Source organism: Herminiimonas sp. (genome assembly GCF_030655415.1).
This window is the reverse complement of record NZ_JAURVN010000015.1, coordinates 444035-464356: the sequence shown is the minus strand read 5'-3', so window position 1 is coordinate 464356 and position 20322 is coordinate 444035. Positions and strand designations below refer to the sequence as shown.

At 49.6% G+C, this 20322-nt stretch carries 34 protein-coding genes; 33 read left to right on the top strand and 1 reads right to left on the bottom strand.

All coding sequences use genetic code 11. The features are described from left to right. Positions 1-3: 3 nt before the first annotated feature. The 33 genes from tuf (at position 4) to Q7T66_RS13205 (ending at position 19066) form a co-directional block, all read left to right on the top strand. Entirely contained in the window at positions 4-1194 is a 1191-nt protein-coding gene (gene tuf / locus Q7T66_RS13045) for an elongation factor Tu (RefSeq protein ID WP_304933985.1), read from the top strand. Positions 1195-1283: 89 nt separating this feature from the next. Next, positions 1284-1616 (top strand): 30S ribosomal protein S10, encoded by a 333-nt coding sequence (rpsJ, locus tag Q7T66_RS13050; protein ID WP_011872529.1) that lies wholly within the window; start codon positions 1284-1286, stop codon positions 1614-1616. Positions 1617-1823: 207 nt separating this feature from the next. Then, positions 1824-2498: a 50S ribosomal protein L3 gene (gene rplC / locus Q7T66_RS13055; protein WP_304933776.1), complete on the top strand. Its 675-nt coding sequence runs from the start codon at positions 1824-1826 to the stop codon at positions 2496-2498. Between the two features lie 3 nt (positions 2499-2501). Further along, on the top strand, positions 2502-3122 hold the full coding sequence (gene rplD / locus Q7T66_RS13060; RefSeq protein WP_304933777.1) for a 50S ribosomal protein L4: 621 nt from the start codon (positions 2502-2504) through the stop codon (positions 3120-3122). Further along, positions 3119-3436 (top strand): 50S ribosomal protein L23, encoded by a 318-nt coding sequence (gene rplW, locus Q7T66_RS13065; protein WP_112990597.1) that lies wholly within the window; start codon positions 3119-3121, stop codon positions 3434-3436. The genes rplD and rplW overlap by 4 nt, the downstream gene beginning before the upstream one ends. Then, entirely contained in the window at positions 3436-4263 is an 828-nt protein-coding gene (rplB, locus tag Q7T66_RS13070) for a 50S ribosomal protein L2 (RefSeq protein WP_112990598.1), read from the top strand. Before rplW ends, rplB begins: the two co-directional genes overlap by 1 nt. A 9-nt stretch (positions 4264-4272) precedes the next feature. Continuing rightward, the gene (gene rpsS / locus Q7T66_RS13075; protein ID WP_112990599.1) at positions 4273-4548 is read left to right on the top strand and encodes a 30S ribosomal protein S19; all 276 of its coding nucleotides are present in this window, start codon (positions 4273-4275) and stop codon (positions 4546-4548) included. Next, entirely contained in the window at positions 4545-4877 is a 333-nt protein-coding gene (gene rplV / locus Q7T66_RS13080) for a 50S ribosomal protein L22 (protein WP_181666429.1), read from the top strand. Before rpsS ends, rplV begins: the two co-directional genes overlap by 4 nt. A gap of 9 nt (positions 4878-4886) precedes the next feature. Then, positions 4887-5741: a 30S ribosomal protein S3 gene (gene rpsC / locus Q7T66_RS13085; protein ID WP_304933778.1), complete on the top strand. Its 855-nt coding sequence runs from the start codon at positions 4887-4889 to the stop codon at positions 5739-5741. A 2-nt stretch (positions 5742-5743) separates the two neighbouring features. Then, positions 5744-6163, top strand: a complete 420-nt coding sequence (rplP, locus tag Q7T66_RS13090) for a 50S ribosomal protein L16 (RefSeq protein ID WP_304933779.1) — start codon at positions 5744-5746, stop codon at positions 6161-6163. A gap of 11 nt (positions 6164-6174) precedes the next feature. After that, positions 6175-6366: a 50S ribosomal protein L29 gene (rpmC, locus tag Q7T66_RS13095; protein WP_304933780.1), complete on the top strand. Its 192-nt coding sequence runs from the start codon at positions 6175-6177 to the stop codon at positions 6364-6366. Beyond that, on the top strand, positions 6366-6638 hold the full coding sequence (gene rpsQ / locus Q7T66_RS13100; protein ID WP_011872520.1) for a 30S ribosomal protein S17: 273 nt from the start codon (positions 6366-6368) through the stop codon (positions 6636-6638). The genes rpmC and rpsQ overlap by 1 nt, the downstream gene beginning before the upstream one ends. A gap of 224 nt (positions 6639-6862) precedes the next feature. Next, on the top strand, positions 6863-7231 hold the full coding sequence (gene rplN / locus Q7T66_RS13105; RefSeq protein WP_304933781.1) for a 50S ribosomal protein L14: 369 nt from the start codon (positions 6863-6865) through the stop codon (positions 7229-7231). Between the two features lie 9 nt (positions 7232-7240). After that, a complete protein-coding gene (rplX, locus tag Q7T66_RS13110) occupies positions 7241-7555 on the top strand; it encodes a 50S ribosomal protein L24 (protein ID WP_304933782.1) in 315 nt (104 codons plus the stop codon). Positions 7556-7561: 6 nt separating this feature from the next. Continuing rightward, positions 7562-8101 carry a 50S ribosomal protein L5 gene (gene rplE, locus Q7T66_RS13115; RefSeq protein ID WP_304933783.1) on the top strand — a complete coding sequence of 180 codons (540 nt, stop codon included), beginning with the start codon at positions 7562-7564 and terminating at the stop codon, positions 8099-8101. A gap of 7 nt (positions 8102-8108) precedes the next feature. After that, positions 8109-8414 carry a 30S ribosomal protein S14 gene (gene rpsN, locus Q7T66_RS13120; RefSeq protein WP_304933784.1) on the top strand — a complete coding sequence of 102 codons (306 nt, stop codon included), beginning with the start codon at positions 8109-8111 and terminating at the stop codon, positions 8412-8414. 14 nt (positions 8415-8428) lie between these two features. Continuing rightward, positions 8429-8824, top strand: a complete 396-nt coding sequence (gene rpsH, locus Q7T66_RS13125) for a 30S ribosomal protein S8 (RefSeq protein ID WP_304933785.1) — start codon at positions 8429-8431, stop codon at positions 8822-8824. Positions 8825-8834: 10 nt separating this feature from the next. After that, positions 8835-9368: a 50S ribosomal protein L6 gene (rplF, locus tag Q7T66_RS13130; RefSeq protein WP_304933786.1), complete on the top strand. Its 534-nt coding sequence runs from the start codon at positions 8835-8837 to the stop codon at positions 9366-9368. Between the two features lie 9 nt (positions 9369-9377). Continuing rightward, on the top strand, positions 9378-9740 hold the full coding sequence (rplR, locus tag Q7T66_RS13135) for a 50S ribosomal protein L18 (RefSeq protein ID WP_304933787.1): 363 nt from the start codon (positions 9378-9380) through the stop codon (positions 9738-9740). Between the two features lie 12 nt (positions 9741-9752). Beyond that, positions 9753-10271 (top strand): 30S ribosomal protein S5, encoded by a 519-nt coding sequence (rpsE, locus tag Q7T66_RS13140; RefSeq protein ID WP_304933788.1) that lies wholly within the window; start codon positions 9753-9755, stop codon positions 10269-10271. A 10-nt stretch (positions 10272-10281) separates the two neighbouring features. After that, positions 10282-10461: a 50S ribosomal protein L30 gene (gene rpmD, locus Q7T66_RS13145; RefSeq protein WP_304778476.1), complete on the top strand. Its 180-nt coding sequence runs from the start codon at positions 10282-10284 to the stop codon at positions 10459-10461. Between the two features lie 26 nt (positions 10462-10487). Then, on the top strand, positions 10488-10919 hold the full coding sequence (gene rplO / locus Q7T66_RS13150; protein WP_011872510.1) for a 50S ribosomal protein L15: 432 nt from the start codon (positions 10488-10490) through the stop codon (positions 10917-10919). Between the two features lie 25 nt (positions 10920-10944). Beyond that, complete coding sequence (gene secY / locus Q7T66_RS13155; protein ID WP_304933789.1) at positions 10945-12276, top strand: preprotein translocase subunit SecY; 1332 nt, start codon at positions 10945-10947, stop codon at positions 12274-12276. A gap of 20 nt (positions 12277-12296) precedes the next feature. Next, complete coding sequence (infA, locus tag Q7T66_RS13160; protein ID WP_014004414.1) at positions 12297-12515, top strand: translation initiation factor IF-1; 219 nt, start codon at positions 12297-12299, stop codon at positions 12513-12515. 36 nt (positions 12516-12551) lie between these two features. Beyond that, a complete protein-coding gene (gene rpmJ / locus Q7T66_RS13165) occupies positions 12552-12665 on the top strand; it encodes a 50S ribosomal protein L36 (protein ID WP_012081231.1) in 114 nt (37 codons plus the stop codon). Between the two features lie 29 nt (positions 12666-12694). Further along, the gene (gene rpsM / locus Q7T66_RS13170; protein WP_112990612.1) at positions 12695-13060 is read left to right on the top strand and encodes a 30S ribosomal protein S13; all 366 of its coding nucleotides are present in this window, start codon (positions 12695-12697) and stop codon (positions 13058-13060) included. 43 nt (positions 13061-13103) lie between these two features. Beyond that, positions 13104-13508, top strand: a complete 405-nt coding sequence (gene rpsK / locus Q7T66_RS13175) for a 30S ribosomal protein S11 (protein WP_011872507.1) — start codon at positions 13104-13106, stop codon at positions 13506-13508. Between the two features lie 170 nt (positions 13509-13678). Then, positions 13679-14302 carry a 30S ribosomal protein S4 gene (gene rpsD, locus Q7T66_RS13180; RefSeq protein ID WP_304933790.1) on the top strand — a complete coding sequence of 208 codons (624 nt, stop codon included), beginning with the start codon at positions 13679-13681 and terminating at the stop codon, positions 14300-14302. A 94-nt stretch (positions 14303-14396) separates the two neighbouring features. Next, positions 14397-15374: a DNA-directed RNA polymerase subunit alpha gene (rpoA, locus tag Q7T66_RS13185; RefSeq protein WP_304933791.1), complete on the top strand. Its 978-nt coding sequence runs from the start codon at positions 14397-14399 to the stop codon at positions 15372-15374. Positions 15375-15522: 148 nt separating this feature from the next. Continuing rightward, positions 15523-15918, top strand: coding sequence for a 50S ribosomal protein L17 (gene rplQ, locus Q7T66_RS13190; RefSeq protein ID WP_112990616.1), 396 nt, complete (start codon positions 15523-15525; stop codon positions 15916-15918). A 205-nt stretch (positions 15919-16123) separates the two neighbouring features. After that, positions 16124-16465 (top strand): divalent-cation tolerance protein CutA, encoded by a 342-nt coding sequence (gene cutA, locus Q7T66_RS13195; RefSeq protein ID WP_304933792.1) that lies wholly within the window; start codon positions 16124-16126, stop codon positions 16463-16465. Continuing rightward, positions 16458-18302 (top strand): protein-disulfide reductase DsbD, encoded by a 1845-nt coding sequence (dsbD, locus tag Q7T66_RS13200; protein WP_304933793.1) that lies wholly within the window; start codon positions 16458-16460, stop codon positions 18300-18302. Before cutA ends, dsbD begins: the two co-directional genes overlap by 8 nt. Before the next feature lie 125 nt (positions 18303-18427). Beyond that, entirely contained in the window at positions 18428-19066 is a 639-nt protein-coding gene (locus Q7T66_RS13205; protein WP_304933794.1) for a peroxiredoxin, read from the top strand. Positions 19067-19153: 87 nt separating this feature from the next. Here Q7T66_RS13205 and Q7T66_RS13210 read toward each other — a convergent pair whose 3' ends face one another. Next, positions 19154-20266, bottom strand: coding sequence for a magnesium transporter CorA family protein (locus tag Q7T66_RS13210; RefSeq protein WP_304933795.1), 1113 nt, complete (start codon positions 20264-20266; stop codon positions 19154-19156). Positions 20267-20322: the final 56 nt, after the last annotated feature.

The window sequence follows — 20322 nt, the reverse complement described above, 5'->3', positions numbered from 1 at the left end:
AAAATGGCAAAAGGCAAATTCGAGCGGACCAAGCCGCACGTCAACGTCGGCACGATTGGTCACGTCGATCACGGCAAGACCACACTGACAGCAGCGATTGCGACAGTATTGTCGAAAAAATTTGGTGGCGAAGCAAAAGCGTACGATCAAATTGACGCAGCACCAGAAGAAAAAGCACGCGGCATCACCATCAACACAGCACACGTTGAGTACGAAACAGCAGCGCGCCACTATGCGCACGTTGACTGCCCAGGCCATGCTGATTATGTTAAAAACATGATCACCGGCGCAGCCCAAATGGACGGCGCGATCCTGGTTTGCTCAGCAGCAGACGGCCCAATGCCACAAACCCGTGAGCACATCTTGCTCGCGCGCCAAGTTGGTGTGCCGTACGTTATCGTCTTCCTCAACAAATGCGACATGGTTGATGACGAAGAACTGCTGGAACTCGTTGAAATGGAAGTACGTGAATTACTTTCGAAATACGAATTCCCAGGCGACGACTTGCCTATCATCAAAGGTTCGGCCAAGTTGGCACTCGAAGGCGACACCGGTCCATTGGGCGAGCAAGCCATCATGGCGCTGGCTGATGCACTCGACACCTACATCCCAACACCAGAACGCGCAGTAGACGGCGCCTTCCTGTTGCCAGTAGAAGACGTATTCTCGATCTCAGGTCGCGGTACAGTTGTTACCGGTCGTATCGAACGCGGTATCGTCAAAGTTGGTGAAGCACTGGAAATCGTTGGTATTCGCGACACCCAAGTAACTACTTGCACCGGCGTTGAAATGTTCCGTAAATTGCTCGACCAAGGTCAAGCAGGCGACAACGTCGGCGTACTGTTGCGCGGCACCAAGCGTGAAGACGTAGAACGTGGTCAAGTTCTGGCAAAACCAGGCTCGATCAAACCGCACAAACATTTCACAGGCGAAATCTACGTTCTGTCGAAAGATGAAGGCGGCCGTCATACACCATTCTTCAACAACTACCGTCCACAGTTCTACTTCCGTACAACGGACGTAACTGGTTCGATCGAGTTGCCGAAAGACAAAGAAATGGTTATGCCAGGCGACAACGTCTCGATTACCGTGATGTTGATCAACCCGATCGCGATGGAAGAAGGTCTGCGCTTCGCGATTCGCGAAGGCGGTCGTACCGTCGGCGCCGGTGTTGTTGCTAAAATTATTGAGTAATCAGTAAGCAATAAACGATTTGGCATAACGCCATTTACTATCGCCGCGAGTGTTCACTCACTCGCGGTTCGCTCTTTTAAGGAATGAACATGTCTACAGCACCGAAATCAGCTCCAAACCAAAAGATCCGTATTCGTCTGAAAGCATTCGACTATCGTTTGATCGATCAATCGGCACTCGAAATCGTTGAAACAGCAAAACGCACTGGCGCGGTTGTAAAAGGCCCGGTTCCATTGCCAACACGTATTCAGCGTTTTGACGTTTTGCGTTCGCCGCACGTCAACAAAACATCGCGCGATCAGTTCGAAATTCGTACGCACGTTCGCTTGATGGACATCGTTGATCCTACAGATAAAACAGTTGATGCATTGATGAAACTGGATTTGCCTGCTGGCGTTGATGTAGAAATCAAACTGCAATAATTTGTTTTTGATAATGCGGGGCAGAAATGTCCCGCATTTATACGCTGGGGAACAACAATTCACGCATTTAGATGTTGTGGAAGGGCTGTTCACCGGTTATAATCTCGGGCTTCGCTGAGGATTCCCAATTGGAATTCTCATCAAATTCGTAGTTTAAGTTGTTTTATATATCAGCCCCGCCCAATCGTAGGTGGGAATGGAGAAAAAATGAACCAAAACCAAGATAAAGGCCAAGGCCTGCTTGGTCGCAAGGTTGGTATGATGCGTATTTTCACGGATGATGGGGATTCGATTCCTGTTACCGTGGTTGACGTTTCAAACAATCGTGTGACGCAAATCAAAACGCCTGACGTCGATGGTTATTCGGCTGTCCAAGTTGCTTTCGGTAGCCGCCGTGCTTCTCGTGTAAATAAAGCTTCTGCTGGCCATCATGCCAAAGCAGGTGTTGAAGCCGGTACCGTCCTCAAAGAATTCCGTATTGCTGCTACTGCTGCTTCCGAATTGAAGGTCGGCGATGTTATCGCTGCCAGTCTGTTCGAAGTCGGTCAAAAAGTAGACGTGCAAGGCGTGACTATCGGTAAGGGTTACGCTGGTGTTATCAAGCGTTATCACTTCTCTTCTGGTCGTGCAACCCACGGTAACTCACGTTCGCATAATGTCCCAGGCTCCATCGGTATGGCGCAAGATCCAGGTCGCGTTTTTCCTGGTAAGCGCATGACTGGTCACTTGGGTGACGTGAATCGCACAATTCAAAACCTTGAGATCGCTCGTATTGATGCTGATCGCCAGCTGTTGCTGGTTAAGGGTGCGATTCCTGGTGCGAAAAATGGTCAGGTGATTGTCTCGCCGGCTATTAAAACCAAAGCAAAGAAGGGGGCTTAATTCATGGAACTCAAGCTCCTGAATGACCAAGGTCAATCGTCTTCGAACGTTGCTGCGCCGGATACTATTTTCGGTCGCGACTACAACGAAGCGCTGATTCACCAAGTCGTCGTTGCCTATCAAGCCAACGCACGCAGCGGTAATCGCAAACAAAAAGATCGTGAAGAAGTTCATCACACCACCAAAAAACCTTGGCGTCAAAAAGGTACGGGCCGTGCTCGTGCTGGTATGTCGTCATCGCCTTTGTGGCGCGGCGGCGGTCGGATTTTCCCGAACTCGCCTGATGAAAACTTCTCGCACAAAGTTAACAAAAAGATGTATCGCGCAGGTCTCTGCTCGATCCTCTCGCAGTTGGCTCGCGAAGGTCGTCTCTCCGTAATCGAAAGCCTGTCAGTTGATGCGCCAAAGACCAAGCTCTTGTCGCAAAAATTGAAAGATATGGGTCTGGATTCCGTGCTTGTCATTACTGATAGCCTGGATGAAAACCTGTTGTTGGCATCGCGCAATCTGCCTAACGTGCTGATTTGCGAGCCACGTCATGCTGATCCAGTTTCGTTGGTCTTCTACAAGAAGATCCTGATCACGAAATTGGCGTTGGCCAAGATTGAGGAGATGCTGGCATGAGCGCGATTCTGAAACATAGTGAAGAACGCTTGATGAAAGTATTGTTGGCGCCAGTCATTTCCGAGAAGGCAACTTTCGTTGCTGAAAAAAACGAACAAGTCGTTTTCCTCGTAATGCCGGACGCTACCAAGCTTGAAATCAAGGCTGCGGTTGAGTTGCTGTTCAAGGTTCAAGTTGAATCTGTTCAAGTTGCCAATCGTCAAGGTAAGCAAAAACGTTCAGGTCGCTTCAATGGTCGTCGCAATCACACACGTCGTGCGTTTGTCTGCCTGAAGCCTGGTCAAGAAATCAACTTCACCGAGGAGGCTAAATAATGGCACTCGTTAAAGTCAAGCCGACCTCGCCTGGTCGTCGCGGTATGGTCAAGGTCGTCAATGCCGACCTGTACAAAGGCCGCCCATTCGCAGGCCTGATCGAAAAGAAATCGAAAACTGCTGGCCGTAACAACAACGGTCACATCACTACCCGTCATATCGGTGGTGGTCACAAGCAGCATTACCGTGTTATCGACTTCAAACGCACTAAAGATGCTATCCCTGCGAAAGTGGAACGTATTGAATACGATCCAAACCGCACGGCAAACATCGCGTTGGTGTTGTATGCGGATGGTGAGCGTCAATACATCATTGCAACCAAAGGCATGGCCGTTGGCGATCAAGTGATGAATGGTTCGGAAGCGCCGATCAAATCGGGTAACTGCTTGCCTATCCGTAATATCCCTGTCGGTACTATCATGCATTGCGTCGAAATGTTGCCAGGCAAAGGTGCTCAAATTGCACGTACAGCCGGCGCTGGCGTTGTGTTGATGGCACGTGAAGGTACTTACGCTCAAGTTCGTTTGCGCTCTGGCGAAGTTCGTCGTATCCACGTTGAATGCCGTGCAACCGTAGGTGAAGTCGGCAATGCCGAACACAGCTTGCGTAAAATCGGTAAAGCAGGTGCGATGCGCTGGCGTGGTGTTCGTCCTACCGTTCGCGGTGTGGTCATGAACCCGGTCGATCACCCACACGGTGGTGGTGAAGGCAAAACGGCAGCAGGTCGTCATCCAGTATCACCATGGGGCCAGCAGACTAAAGGTAAGAAGACGCGTCGCAACAAGCGCACGACTTCTATGATCGTCTCGCGCCGCGGTAAGAAATAAGGATAAGACATGACACGTTCATTAAAAAAAGGGCCGTTTTGCGACGCCCATCTGGTGAAAAAAGTCGAAGCCGCGCAAGCGAACAAAGACAAAAAGCCAATCAAAACCTGGTCCCGTCGTTCGACAGTCATGCCTGACTTTATCGGCTTGACGATCGCGGTACATAACGGCAAGCAACACGTGCCTGTTTATGTGTCGGAAAACATGGTTGGTCACAAGCTTGGCGAATTCGCGCTGACCCGTACGTTCAAGGGCCACGCTGCTGACAAGAAGGCTAAGAAATAATGGAAACTAAAGCTATCCTCAAAGGCGTGCGCCTGTCGGATCAGAAGGGTCGTCTCGTTGCGGATCAAATCCGCGGCAAGAAAGTTGACGCCGCTCTGCATCTTCTGCAGTTCAGCCCTAAAAAAGGTGCTGCGATCATCAAACGTGTTCTGGAATCCGCAATCGCGAATGCCGAACACAATGACGGCGCAGATATCGACGAATTGTTCGTGAAAACGATCTATGTCGAAAAGGGCCCGATCCTGAAGCGCTTCACAGCACGCGCTAAAGGCCGGGGTGATCGTATCTCTAAACAATCCTGTCACATATACGTGACTGTCGGTAACTAAGGAGTCACGATGGGACAGAAGATACATCCAACCGGTTTCCGTCTTTCGGTTACACGCAACTGGGCATCACGTTGGTACGCTGGCAATAGTAATTTTGCCACCATGCTGAACGAAGATCTCAAAGTTCGCGCATACCTGAAAACCAAGCTGAAGAATGCTTCTGTTGGTCGCGTTATTATTGAGCGTCCAGCAAAAAATGCTCGCATCACTATTTACAGCTCACGTCCAGGCGTCGTGATCGGTAAAAAAGGCGAAGACATCGAAGTATTGAAATCCGCGCTGACAAAAATGATGGGCGTGCCGGTTCATGTGAATATCGAAGAAATTCGTAAGCCAGAGACCGACGCACAATTGATCGCTGATTCGATTGCACAGCAATTGGAAAAACGCATCATGTTCCGTCGTGCAATGAAGCGTGCGATGCAAAACGCGATGCGCCTCGGCGCACAAGGTATCAAGATCATGTCGTCCGGTCGTTTGAACGGTATCGAGATCGCACGTAAAGAATGGTATCGCGAAGGTCGCGTACCACTTCACACATTGCGCGCTGAGATTGACTACGGTTTCGGCGAGGCTGAAACAACGTACGGCATCATCGGTATCAAAGTCTGGGTTTACAAAGGTGATCGTTTGCCTAGCGGCGAACCACCAGTCGACCTGACTAAAGAAGATGACACCAAACGTCGTGGCCCACGCCGCGATGATGGCAAACCAAGCAGCCGTCCACGTACAGCACGCCCAGAAGGCGCACCAACTGCAGCAGCTGCTGCACCAGGCGCGGCTCCAGCTGCTAAACGTGTTCGTGCTAAAAAGCCGGATGCCGCTGTTGACGGTGCTGTTTCGGCTGAGAAAGCAGGAGAATAATCATGCTGCAACCAGCACGCAGAAAATATCGTAAAGAGCAAAAAGGCCGTAATACCGGTATTTCTCACTCGCGCGGCACTGCCGTCTCGTTTGGTGAATTCGGTTTGAAAGCTATTGGTCGCGGTCGTATTACAGCGCGCCAAATTGAGGCGGCTCGTCGTGCAATGACGCGTCACATCAAACGTGGTGGCCGTATCTGGATTCGTATTTTCCCAGACAAGCCAATTTCGAACAAACCTGCTGAAGTCCGTATGGGTAACGGTAAGGGTAATCCGGAATACTACGTGGCTGAAATTCAGCCAGGCAAAATGTTGTACGAGATGGACGGCGTTGACGAAACTCTGGCACGCGAAGCGTTCCGGTTAGCTGCAGCTAAACTGCCGCTGTTGACCAAGTTCGTCGTCCGTCAAGTCGGACAATGATAGGGATGAACATGAAAACATCTGAACTCCAAGGCAAAGACCAAGCGGCTTTGACCAAAGAACTGAACGATCTGCTGAAAGCGCAGTTCGGTCTGCGTATGCAGATAGCAACGCAACAGCTGAACAATACATCGCAGCTGAAAAAAGTACGTCGCGACATCGCACGCGTCAAAACGGTTATGACACAGAAGGACGCCAAATAATGAACGATCAAGTAAAACAAGCGCTGAAGCGTACGTTGATTGGCAAAGTCGTATCTGACAAGATGGACAAGACAGTAACCGTGTTGATCGAGCGTCACGTCAAGCATCCTTTGTACGGCAAAATCATTATGCGTTCGAATAAGTATCACGCGCACAATGAAGGCAACCAAGCAAAAGCTGGCGATACGGTCGAGATTCAAGAAGGTCGTCCTATCTCCAAGACTAAAGCTTGGACCGTGACACGCGTTGTACAAGCAGCACAAATAGTTTAATTAGTTGTTGCGGGCCCGCTATTTCGGTGTAATAATAGCGGGCTTCGCTGTTGCAATCTTTCGGTTGCGATAGCTGCAGTAAAAGTTTTAGCGCAGAACTTGCGTTAATTGAAGTTTTGAAAATCGTCCACCTCATCAGACTGCTTTCGGCAGGCTGCCGGGACCAAGACTGACTGCAAATGCACATCGTGTGCAAGAGCGGGTTAAGTTGGGAAAGAAAACATATGATTCAAACTGAAAGCCGGCTCGAAGTAGCCGACAACACGGGTGCTCGCGAAGTTATGTGCATCAAGGTGCTCGGCGGTTCAAAGCGCCGTTACGCAAGCATTGGCGATGTGATTAAAGTCACCGTCAAAGTTGCTGCGCCACGTGGTCGCGTGAAAAAAGGCGAAATTTATAACGCAGTTGTTGTGCGTACTGCCAAAGGTGTTCGTCGTCAAGATGGCTCCCTGGTCAAGTTCGACAGCAATGCAGCAGTTTTGCTGAATGCAAAGCTGGAGCCAATTGGTACGCGTATTTTTGGACCGGTTACACGTGAATTGCGCACTGAGCGCTTCATGAAAATCGTTTCTCTCGCCCCTGAAGTTCTGTAAGGAGTCGTGATGGATAAGATTCGTAAAAGCGACGAAGTCATTGTGCTAACTGGCAAAGACAAAGGCAAACGCGGTGTTGTACAACGTCGCGTTGACGCTAATTACCTGGTTGTTGACGGTGTGAACGTTGCTAAAAAAGCGACCAAGCCTAACCCGATGACAGGTTCAACTGGTGGCATCGTCGATAAGTTGATGCCAATTCATGTGTCGAATGTTGCGTTGTTCAATGCAGCAACTGGCAAGGCAGATCGTGCTGGCTTTAAAGATGTGGACGGTAAAAAAGTCCGCGTTTATAAGTCAAGCGGCGAAGTCGTTAAGGTTTAAGAGATCATGGCCCGTCTCCAAGAATTCTATAAAGAAAAAGTCGTTGGCGATTTGACCGCGAAATTCGCGTACAAATCGGTAATGGAAGTTCCGCGTATCCTGAAGATCACCCTGAATATGGGTTTGTCGGAAGCGATTGCGGACAAAAAGATCATCGAGCACGCAGTTGGCGACTTGACCAAGATTGCAGGTCAAAAACCGGTTGTGACCAAAGCGCGTAAAGCGATTGCGGGTTTCAAAATTCGTGAGGGTTATCCAATCGGTTGTATGGTGACTTTGCGCGGCGCTCAGATGTATGAATTCCTTGATCGTTTCATCACAGTTGCGTTGCCACGTGTGCGCGATTTTCGTGGTATCTCGGGCAAGGCATTCGATGGTCGTGGCAATTACAATATCGGTGTGAAAGAGCAGATCATTTTCCCCGAAATTGAGTACGACAAGATTGACGTGTTGCGTGGTATGAATATCAGTATCACGACAACTGCAAAGACCGACGAAGAAGCAAAAGCGCTTCTCGCCGCATTTAAATTTCCGTTCAGAAACTGAGGTTGCCATGGCAAAACTGGCACTGATTAACCGTGAACAAAAGCGTGCAGACCTGGTGAAGAAATTCGCTGGCAAACGTGCTGAGTTGAAGGCAATCATTGATGACCAATCGAAGTCGGAAGAAGAGCGCTACGAAGCGCGCCTGAAATTGCAGGCGTTGCCACGTAACTCGGCTCCTACTCGTCAACGTAACCGTTGCTCGATCACCGGTCGCCCGCGTGGCACTTTCCGTAAGTTCGGTTTGGGCCGTATTAAGCTCCGTGAATGCGCCATGCGTGGCGAAATTCCCGGTATGACTAAAGCCAGCTGGTAATAGGAGAATAAGCAATGAGTATGAGCGATCCTATCGCCGATATGCTGACCCGTATCCGCAATGCGCAAGTTGTTCAAAAAACGTCGGTAGCAATGCCTTCGTCAAAAGTCAAGATTGCCATCGCCAACGTCCTGCGTGACGAGGGTTACATTGAAGACTTCGCCGTGACAGAAGATGCTGGTAAAGCAGAACTGAAAATCGGTTTGAAATATTACGCCGGTCGTCCAGTTATCGAGCGTTTGGAGCGTGTTTCCCGTCCAGGGTTGCGCGTCTACAAAGGCAAAGATGACATTCCAAACGTTATGAACGGCTTGGGTGTGGCGATTGTGTCGACACCAAAAGGTGTCATGACTGACCGCAAAGCGCGCGCAACCGGTGTCGGTGGCGAAGTTATTTGCTACGTCGCCTAAGGAGCACAAGATGTCTCGTGTAGGTAAAATGCCAGTTGCACTGCCTAGTGGCGCGGAAGCGACCATCACAGCAGCGCAAATCACAGTTAAAGGTCCATTGGGCTCTTTGACCCAGTCGTTGAGCGGCCTGGTGCAAATCGAAAATAACAGCGGTACTTTGAGTTTCAAAGCCGCTAACGACAGTCGCGAAGCAAATGCGATGTCGGGTACGATTCGCGCTCTCGTCAACAACATGGTCAATGGTGTTACCAAAGGCTTTGAAAAAAAATTGACGTTGGTTGGTGTTGGTTATCGTGCCGCTGCGCAAGGTGACAAGCTGAACCTTTCGTTGGGTTTCTCGCATCCTGTAGTACACCAAATGCCAGCAGGCGTAAAAGTGGAAACACCGACGCAAACCGAGATCCTGATCAAAGGCATCAACCGCCAGCAAGTTGGTCAAGTGGCTGCTGAAGTCCGCGCATACCGCAGTCCTGAGCCTTATAAAGGCAAGGGCGTTCGTTATTCGGACGAAGTGGTTGTGATTAAAGAAACCAAGAAGAAGTAAGGGTTGACGATGGATAAGAAACAATCACGTCTGCGCCGCGGACGCCAAACTCGGGCCAAGATTGCCGAGTTGAAGGTGGTTCGCCTGGCAGTGCATCGTACCAACTTGCACATCTACGCAAGCATCATCGGACCGGACGCCCAAATTTTGGCATCTGCTTCGACGCTTGAAGCTGAAGTGCGTAAAGAGTTGGCTGGACAAACTGGTGTTGGCGGCAATGTCGCTGCTGCTGCTTTGGTTGGCAAGCGCGTTGCAGAAAAAGCACTGAAAGCAGGAATCGCCGAAGTTGCGTTCGATCGCTCCGGTTTCCGTTATCACGGCCGCGTTAAAGCAGTTGCTGAAGCTGCGCGTGAAGCTGGTCTGAAGTTCTAAGGAAAAATCGTCATGGCAAAAATGCAATCGAAAATGCAAAGCGACAAGCCGGACGACGGCATGCGCGAAAAAATGATCGCGGTCAACCGTGTGACCAAAGTGGTCAAGGGTGGTCGTATCATGGGTTTCGCAGCACTTGCAGTCGTTGGTGATGGCGATGGCCGCATCGGTATGGGTAAAGGCAAATCGAAAGAAGTGCCAGTAGCCGTACAGAAAGCAATGGAAGAAGCACGCCGCAAAATGATCAAAGTGACGTTGAAAAACGGTACTTTGCAGCACATGGTTACCGGCAAGCACGGCGCGTCATCAGTTTTGATGCTGCCAGCTAAAGACGGTACTGGTGTGATTGCTGGCGGTCCAATGCGCGCAATTTTTGAAGTAATGGGCGTGACGAACGTAGTGGCTAAATCCACTGGCTCGACCAACCCTTACAACATGGTTCGTGCGACGTTGGAAGGCTTGGCAAAAATGAATACCGCTTCGGAAATTGCAGCTAAACGCGGCAAGTCTGTCGAAGAAATTCTGGGCTAAGGTGAACACAATGGCAAAGACAGTTAAAGTTACATTGGTTAAGGGTCTGATCGGCACACGTGAAACACATCGTGCTACCGTTCGTGGCCTCGGCCTGCGCGGTATCAACTCGGTATCCGAGTTGGAAGACACACCGTCAGTGCGCGGCATGATTAACAAAGTATCGTACCTCGTGAAAGTAGTGTCGTAAGCCTCGGCTTACGCACGGAGAACATCATGGAATTGAATACTATTCAACCTGCAGACGGCGCCAAGCATTACAAGCGTCGCGTTGGTCGCGGTATCGGCTCCGGTCTGGGCAAGACAGCCGGCCGTGGTCACAAAGGTCAAAAATCCCGTTCAGGCGGTTTCCATAAAGTCGGTTTCGAAGGCGGTCAAATGCCTTTGCAACGTCGTTTGCCTAAGCGTGGTTTCAAATCGCTGGCAACACCGTACAAAGCAGAAGTTCGCTTGTCCGATTTGGAAGCATTGCCAGTAACGGAAATCGATATTCTGGCATTGAAACAAGCCGGCGTTATCGGTGAACTGGCACGCGTAGTTCGCGTTATCTTGTCCGGTGAGCTCACTAAAAAAGTGACACTCAAAGGCCTGATCGCGACCAAAGGCGCAAAAGCAGCGATCGAAGCCGCTGGCGGTTCGGTTGCTTAAGTTTAGTCTGATAACGGAGTAAATAGTGGCAACTACTCCTCAGCTTGCTAAAGGCGCTTCTACTGGTTTTCCGTGGAATCGCCTGTGGTTTCTGCTCGGTGCGTTGGTAGTATTCCGCATCGGCGCGCACATTCCTGTTCCGGGTATTAACCCAGACGAATTGGCGCAGTTGTTCAAGCAAAATCAAGGCGGCATCTTGGGCATGTTTAACATGTTCTCTGGTGGCGCATTGTCCCGCTTCACAGTATTTGCACTCGGCATCATGCCGTACATTTCTGCATCGATCATCATGCAGTTAATGTCGGTAGTGTCACCGCAGCTGGAAGCGTTGAAAAAAGAAGGCGAAGCTGGCCGTCGGAAAATCACGCAGTACACGCGCTACGGCACGTTGTTGCTGGCGACTTTCCAAGGCTTGGGTATTGCTGTTGCATTGGAATCGCAAGCAAATCTGGTCATTGATCCAGGTATGGCGTTTCGTTTGACAACAGTGATTACGCTTGTTACTGGCACGATGTTTTTGATGTGGTTGGGCGAGCAAATTACCGAACGCGGCTTGGGTAACGGTATCTCGATCATCATTTTTGCAGGTATTGCAGCAGGCTTGCCTACAGCAGTTGCCGGTTTGTTTGAATTGGTTCGCACCGGTTCAATGAATGCATTGTCGGCGATTCTGATCTGTCTGGTAGTTGCAGCGGTTACCTATCTGGTTGTGTTCATTGAACGCGGTCAGCGCAAGATTCTGGTGAACTACGCCAAGCGTCAAGTTGGTAACAAAATTTACGGTGGTCAAAGTAGTCATTTGCCACTGAAGCTGAATATGGCTGGTGTGATTCCTCCAATTTTCGCTTCGTCGATCATTCTGTTCCCGGCGACGATTACGAGTTGGTTCACATCAGGCGAAACGACCAGTCCGTTTGTTCGTTTCCTGAAAGATTTGGCTGCATCGATGGCGCCGGGCGAACCGATACATGCGTTGTTGTATGCTGCTGCGATTGTTTTCTTCTGCTTCTTCTATACCGCTTTGGTATTCAACAGCAAAGAGACAGCCGATAATTTGAAGAAGAGTGGTGCGTTTGTTCCAGGTATTCGTCCTGGCGATCAAACCGCTCGTTACATAGACAAGATTTTGACTCGGTTGACGTTAGCTGGCGCGGTCTACATTACGCTGGTTTGTTTGTTACCTGAGTTTCTGATTGCTCGTTGGAAAGTACCGTTTTACTTTGGTGGTACATCGCTGTTGATTATTGTTGTGGTAACGATGGATTTCATGGCGCAAGTTCAAAACTACGTGATGTCTCAGCAGTATGAATCGTTGCTTCGCAAAGCGAACTTCAAGGGCGGGATTCCGACGCGTTAAGCGCGAGGAAAACGAAACGAATGGCAAAAGACGACGTAATTCAAATGCAGGGGGAGATTCTAGAAAATCTCCCAAACGCGACATTTAGAGTCAAGTTGGAAAATGGGCACATAGTGCTTGGTCATATTTCAGGAAAAATGCGCATGAACTATATCCGCATTCTGCCTGGCGACAAGGTGACGGTTGAGTTGACACCTTATGATCTAAGTAGGGCACGTATTGTGTTCCGTACTAAGTAACTTTAAAACGAATCAACTGTAAGAAAGAGGGCAAAAATGAAAGTGCTCGCATCAGTTAAGCGGATCTGCCGCAACTGTAAGATCATCAAGCGCAAGGGCGTCGTTCGAGTAATTTGCATCGAACCGCGTCATAAGCAGCGCCAAGGTTAATTTAACGTTATTGATTTGAGGAATAACGAATGGCACGTATCGCAGGGGTAAACGTACCCAATCATCAACATACCGTAATCGGCCTCACAGCTATCTATGGTATTGGCCGCCCACGTGCGCAAAAAATTTGCGACACAACAGGTGTTCTGACCACTAAAAAGGTTAAAGATCTGGACGATAACGAGCTGGAAAAGCTGCGCGATGAGATAGCAAAATTCATCGTTGAAGGCGATCTGCGTCGTGAAATCTCGATGAACATCAAGCGCCTGATGGACTTGGGTTGCTATCGTGGTATGCGTCACCGCAAAGGCTTGCCTTGCCGTGGTCAACGTACACGTACAAACGCTCGTACTCGCAAGGGTCCGCGTAAAGCAGCTCAATCGCTGAAAAAATAATCCAAGCGCAGTTTGACTAGTCGTCGGATTCAAGGAAAGAATTATGGCAAAAGCACCTAATAACGCCGCAGCAGCACGTGTGCGTAAAAAAGTTAAAAAGAACGTTGCTGAAGGCATCGCGCACATCCACGCGTCTTTCAATAACACCATCATCACGATCACCGATCGTCAAGGCAATGCGCTGTCATGGGCAACGTCTGGCGGTGCCGGCTTTAAAGGTTCGCGTAAATCGACCCCGTTTGCAGCGCAGGTTGCAGCAGAAGCCGCTGGTAAAGTCGCGATCGAATGCGGTATCAAGAACCTTGAAGTGCGTATCAAAGGCCCAGGCCCAGGTCGTGAATCTTCGGTTCGTGCATTGAACAATCTTGGTATCAAAATTACCCAGATTCAAGATGTCACACCAGTGCCACATAACGGTTGCCGCCCACCTAAGCGTCGTCGTATCTAAGCATTCGTTTCAACGGACGTAGTTGTGCCGTTATCTACCCGCCAATGACCTTGGCGGGTTTTGTTCTTAGTAAGCCCACCGTCTGATTGCAGATTGATCAGACTAGCGCTCAATGAATTGGTTTTCGTTAGAAGATTCATTCGGGGCGTCATTATCTAAAGGAAATTCTCGTGGCACGTTATATTGGACCTAAAGCAAAACTCTCCCGTCGTGAAGGTACCGACCTTTTCCTGAAAAGCGCACGTCGTTCGCTGGACTCGAAATGCAAACTTGATTCGAAACCTGGTCAACATGGTCGCACTTCCGGTGCTCGTACCTCTGACTACGGCAATCAATTGCGTGAGAAACAAAAAGTAAAACGTATGTACGGCGTCCTGGAACGTCAGTTCCGTCGCTACTTCGCTGAAGCCGATCGCCGTAAAGGCAACACCGGCGAAACATTGTTGAAATTGCTCGAAGGCCGTCTCGATAACGTCGTGTATCGCATGGGCTTTGGTTCGACACGTGCTGAAGGCCGTCAATTGGTTTCGCACAAAGCGTTCACCGTCAACGGTATCGTTGTCAACATCGCTTCGTACCAAGTCAAACCAGGCGACATCGTTGCTGTTCGTGAAAAATCGAAAAAGCAAGTGCGTATTGTTGAAGCACTGTCACTGGCTGAACAAATCGGCATGCCTTCATGGGTAGCAGTTGATTCGAAAAAAATGGAAGGTACTTTCAAGTCCGTTCCAGATCGTAGCGAAATCGCTGCAGACGTCAACGAATCGTTGATCGTCGAATTGTATTCACGTTAATTTTGAATTCCGGGCCCACCATCTGGTGGGCTTTTTTCGTCATGCCATCAGCCTTATCGGTGTAATGAGCCGAGGGTATTGAAAAGGACATTTCATGCAAAACAGTTTGTTGAAGCCACGTATTATTGAAGTCGAAGTACTCGGTCCTGGTCACGCTAAAGTCGTGATGGAGCCATTTGAACGTGGCTACGGCCATACCTTGGGTAACGCACTGCGTCGCGTCCTGTTGTCTTCGATGGTTGGCTACGCGCCGACAGAAGTATCGATCGCCGGTGTCGTCCATGAATATTCCTCTATTGACGGCGTACAAGAAGACGTCGTAGATATGTTGTTGAACTTGAAAGGCGTTGTGTTCAAGCTGCACAACCGCGACGACGTCACACTGATCTTGAAAAAGGAAGGCGAAGGCGCTGTTCTCGCATCCGATATCGAATTGCCACATGATGTTGAGCTGGTCAATCCAGATCACGTGATTGCTCATTTGACAGCCGGCGGCAAACTCGACATGCAGATCAAAGTCGAAAAAGGCCGTGGCTATGTGCCAGGTAACGTTCGTCGTTTGTCAGAAGACACCAACAAAACTATCGGTCGTATCATTCTGGACGCATCGTTTTCGCCAGTTCGCCGCGTTTCGTACGCTGTTGAATCGGCTCGCGTTGAACAACGTACCGATTTGGACAAACTGGTTATCAACATCGAAACCAACGGCGTGATCACCCCTGAAGAAGCGATTCGTCAATCGGCGCGCGTTCTGGTTGATCAGTTGAATGTGTTCGCTGCGCTGGAAGGCACAGAAGCACCTGCAGATGCACCTTCACGTGCACCAGCAGTTGATCCTATCTTGTTGCGCCCAGTTGATGATCTGGAACTCACAGTTCGTTCGGCTAACTGCCTCAAAGCAGAAAACATTTACTACATTGGTGATTTGATCCAACGTAGCGAAAACGAACTGCTCAAAACGCCTAACCTCGGCCGTAAATCTTTGAATGAAATCAAAGAAGTTCTGGCGTCGCGTGGTTTGACTTTGGGCATGAAACTCGAAAACTGGCCGCCAGCTGGTTTGGAGAAGTAATTTTTGTCGGGACAGAGGTACCTCTGTCCCAATGAATTTTGGTGTAAAATCTGCCGTCTTAAAAAATATAGATACCGGTCCGCGTCATTGCACTATGCATTGTCGATAGAAGAACTGGATTTAAACTCAAAAACTGAAAGGAATTACCATGCGTCACCGTCACGGCCTTCGTAAATTAAATCGTACTTCTTCCCATCGTCTCGCAATGTTGCGCAACATGACTGTTTCGTTGCTGCGTCACGAAGCAATCAAAACCACATTGCCAAAAGCTAAAGAGCTGCGTCGCGTGATCGAACCGATCCTGACCCTCGGCAAAACCGACAGCCTGGCTAACAAACGTTTGGCGTTTAACCGTCTGCGCGATCGCGAAATGGTTGTCAAACTGTTCGCAGAACTCGGCCCACGTTACGCAAACCGCAATGGTGGTTACCTGCGTATCTTGAAAATGGGTTTCCGCGCTGGTGACAACGCTCCTATGGCATTTATTGAACTGGTCGATCGTCCAGAAATCACTGAAGCTGTTGAAGACAACACAGGCGATTAAGCCAATCAGCAAGTAATCGCAAACGCGATTGCATGTACAACAAAAGCCAGGCATTGCCTGGCTTTTGCTTTTGTGGCGAGGCTTTTATGCAGCGTTGTTTGTGGCAAGATAGAGGGCCTAACTATAGAGGTAAGCGCAGATAATTTGATGGCACTTACTATGAGTCCTTCAATCACCATCGATACTTAACCGTGTCATTTTCATTATGTCGCTAGCGTCTCAAGCCCTGCTGGTTTTAAGCAACGCACCAAATGAAGAATTCGCAGAACAATTGGCGCGCTTGCTAGTCGAACGACGACTGGCAGCATGCGTCAATATATTGCCCGCGATGCGTTCGATTTATCGTTGGGAGTGCCAAGTTGAAGAGGCGCGCGAAGTGGCGATGCAAATCAAAACGACTGCCGCGCATTACGCTGAGTTAGAAGCCGCAATCAAGACCGCACATCCATATGCCGTGCCAGAGATTATTGCCATTCCGATTGTCGATGGCTTGCCGGCATATCTGGATTGGATCAAGCAGGAAACAAGTAAGGAACGGAATGCTTAAGAATTTGTTGTCTCGCTTGTGCGCTTCGCATCGTTTCTGCTACAGCCAGCAGAAGCGCAAAATATCGCAAGCAGGTGCGACCTTAGCCCGTGTTGTCGCAGTGTTTGTCCTGTTGTGCACGTTGCCTTTCACGGCGCACGCCGATGAAGAATTCCTCGCGCCTGAAGTGGCATTTAAATTTTCCGCTCGCATGCTGGATGAGCAAACCGTAGCGGTCACCTACGTGATTGCAGATGGCTATTACATGTATCGCGAACGCTTTGCCTTCAAAGCGAACAATGCGACTTTAGGCGAACCGCAAATCCCTGCAGGCAAAATCAAATTCGATGAAACCTTCCAGAAAGATGTGGAGACGTATCGCAATAGCGTGACGATACGCATACCCGTTCAAGGCAATGGACGCTTTACGTTGACCGCCACTAGCCAGGGCTGTTCGGACAAAGGCTTGTGCTATTCGCCTATGGATTCAAGCGCGACGCTGTCTGTTAAAGGCGATGCATCTGTTAGTGGACAGCAGAGCGTGGAGGTGTCTTCTCTGAGCGAGTCGTCAAGTGCGAATGTAGTTCTGGATTCAGATATGGGGCGCATAGAGCGTTCGCTGCAAAGTGGCAAGTTACTGGCAATTCTGCCTCTCTTCCTTTTGCTCGGCTTGGGCTTGGCATTCACGCCCTGCGTATTGCCTATGGTGCCGATTTTATCGAGCATCATTGTTGGCGAAGGCGCTCAGGTAAAACGTAGTCGCGGCTTGTTGCTGGCGGCTGTGTATTCGCTCGGTATGGCTTTGGTTTATACATGCCTCGGTATTGCTGCAGGATTGGTGGGCGAGGGCTTGTCGGCCGCATTACAGAATCCGTGGGTGCTGAGCGCATTCGCGATTTTGATGGTCGGCCTCGCACTATCGATGTTTGATGTCTACCACTTGCAAATGCATGCATCTGTGCAAAACAGATTGACGCGCGCATCGTCGCAACAAACAGCGGGAAAACTATTCGGCGTTTTTGTCATGGGCGCGATATCGGCCTTGATCGTCGGCCCATGTGTCGCTGCACCGCTGGCAGGCGCCTTGGTCTACATCAGTCAAACGCGTGATGTCGTCGTTGGCGGTAGCGCTTTGTTCGCGATGGCGAACGGCATGAGTGTGCCCTTGTTGCTGGTTGGCGTATCTGCCGGTGCTTTATTGCCGCGGGCAGGATCGTGGATGAATGCGGTCAAGAGTTTCTTTGGCGTGTTGATGCTGGGACTCGCCGTCTGGATGGTCTCGCCGATCATTCCTGATGCGGTGCAAATGATTGCATGGGCTGCGCTTGGCATTGCTTATGGCGCGTACCTACTGTGGGCCGCAAAGGGTGGGTGGATCTCGAAAGCTGTCGGACTGGTTTTCGCCGCGCTTGGATTACTTCAATTAGTCGGCGTAGCAACCGGTGGCCGCGATGCACTGGCGCCGCTAGCGCATTTGAGGAATGACGGCATCCAGCACGCAGCATTCACTCGTGTAAAAACAGCGGCTGATCTGGATGCCGCAATTGCCAAAGCGCATGGCAAAAATGTGATGCTGGATTTTTATGCAGACTGGTGTGTCTCCTGCATAGAGATGGAAAAATTGACCTTTACCGATCCGCGCGTGCAAACACAATTCGCCGATATGGTTTTACTGCAAGTCGATGTCACTGCGAACGATGCACACGATAAAGAACTATTGCGTCGCTTCAATCTATTCGGCCCGCCGGGAATTATTTTCTTCGACAAGAATGGTCAGGAAATTCGCGGTGGCCGTGTCATCGGATTTCAAAAAGCGGACAAATTTACTCAGTCATTGGCGCTCATCAAGCAATTCTAAATCTCGCACGCATTGCGCTATGATCATAGCTTCTCGTTATTTGTATAGTTGATATTTGTCGTTGGGAAAACAGTCTGACGCAGCTATAGTCAGACTTTAGTGATTGCAATCGCACAGGAGGAAACATGACTTTACGTTTAGGTGACATCGCCCCAGATTTCGAACAGGATAGTTCGATAGGGAAAATCAAATTTCATGAGTGGGCAGGTGATTCGTGGATCGTTCTGTTTTCGCATCCGGCAGATTTCACGCCTGTGTGCACGACCGAACTCGGTCTTACCGCAAAACTCAAATCGGATTTCGACAAGCGCAATGTCAAGGCAATAGCGCTATCGGTTGATCCGGCTGAGAAGCATTTGCAATGGATTGCGGACATCGAAGCGACGCAAAAAACCGTAGTTGGTTTTCCTATCGTTGCCGATGCAGATAAAACGGTCGCAACGCTGTACGACATGATTCATCCGAATCAATCCGCAACCGCGACAGTGCGCTCAGTATTTATCATCGACCCGCAAAAGAAAGTACGTTTGACGCTGACTTATCCTATGAGCGTAGGCCGTAATTTTGATGAAATCTTGCGCGTTATCGATGCCTTGCAATTGACTGATGGCTACAGTGTCGCTACTCCAGGCAACTGGAAAGACGGCGACGATGTCATCATTCCATTGACGATTCAAGATGAAGAAGTCATCAAACAGAAATTTCCAAAAGGCTACAAGGCAGAGCGCCCGTACTTGCGCCTGACCCCACAACCGAATAAATAAATCGCGGAAATATGTCGTGGTGTTGTAAATAAAAAAGCGTCCAATGTGGACGCTTTTTTATTGCATGATTTTGCGCAATTATTCTACTCAATTACGTGGTCGCTCGTTATCTGAACTTCTATCATCCAAATATTTTCTGCGACGGAAGAAGACTAGTAAGCCAATCACGATGACGACCATCATCCCCATTGCGATCCAGAAACCTGACTGATCTTTCAGCAAAGGCATGTCGACAAAGTTCATGCCGAAGATGCCAGTGATCACTGTGAGCGGCATGAAGAGTGCTGTAATGACTGTCAAAGTCCGCATGATTTCACTTGTGCGATGCGCCATTGCAGAGAAGTGAATTTGCACCGCGGATTCTATCGATGCTTCCAGTCTGCGCGCATGATTCAATACGCGTGTAATGTGCTCCAGCACATCGTGCACGCGCACCAATAGCAAATCCTGTGAACGATTACTTGTACTTTCGCTGCTATCGACAAAATAATCGCGCAGCTCTTGCAATGCATCATGCTGCTCTTCGCAGAGAAGATCTAATTTTCGCAACTCGATACGCGCATCCAGCAATGCAGTCCAATCCTGAAACGCACGGCGCGGATTAAGTAGTGCGCGCTGCCAGCGATCAATCTGCCCAGTCAATGGCTGGCGCAAATCAAGATATTGATCCACCATTGCATTCAGCAGGCGCAGCGCTAATTCTGCAGGTGAAGTTGGTGGACGATTGTGTTGCGTAGTGCCTTCAGGCCGGTGTTTGTATTCGAGCAAACGCGTGCGCGTTGCTTCTATCGTACGGCTGTTGGCGGCATGTATGGTGACCAGCGCACGTTCCATCAACAGGAAGGTTACTGGCTGCGTCATCAGCTTGCTGAGCGCTGGCGGAATTTTGCGCTTCTCGCTGTCTTCCGTTAATTCCAGCGCGGATAAATCGGAGCCGAACGACAACTTGCGAAATATCACCATCGCATAATCTTGCGTCGAGTCAAAATAGGATGGGTGCTTTTGATTGACCGCATCCTGCAAATGCAGATCGTAGATGCGCGTGTTCGTTGCATGCTCAATGGCGTTGCGCCAAAGCTCAGGATTGTCCGCGACTTCATCATGGGTCGCATCTATCCACAGAAAACCATCTTCCGGTACAGAATAGGGGACTTCGCTAACGAGGGTAACTTGATGTTCGCCGATTTGATAAATATTCATAGGCAGAATGGTTTTCAAAAATGGCTGAGATTCGTGAGTGACGGGATTCACGCAAG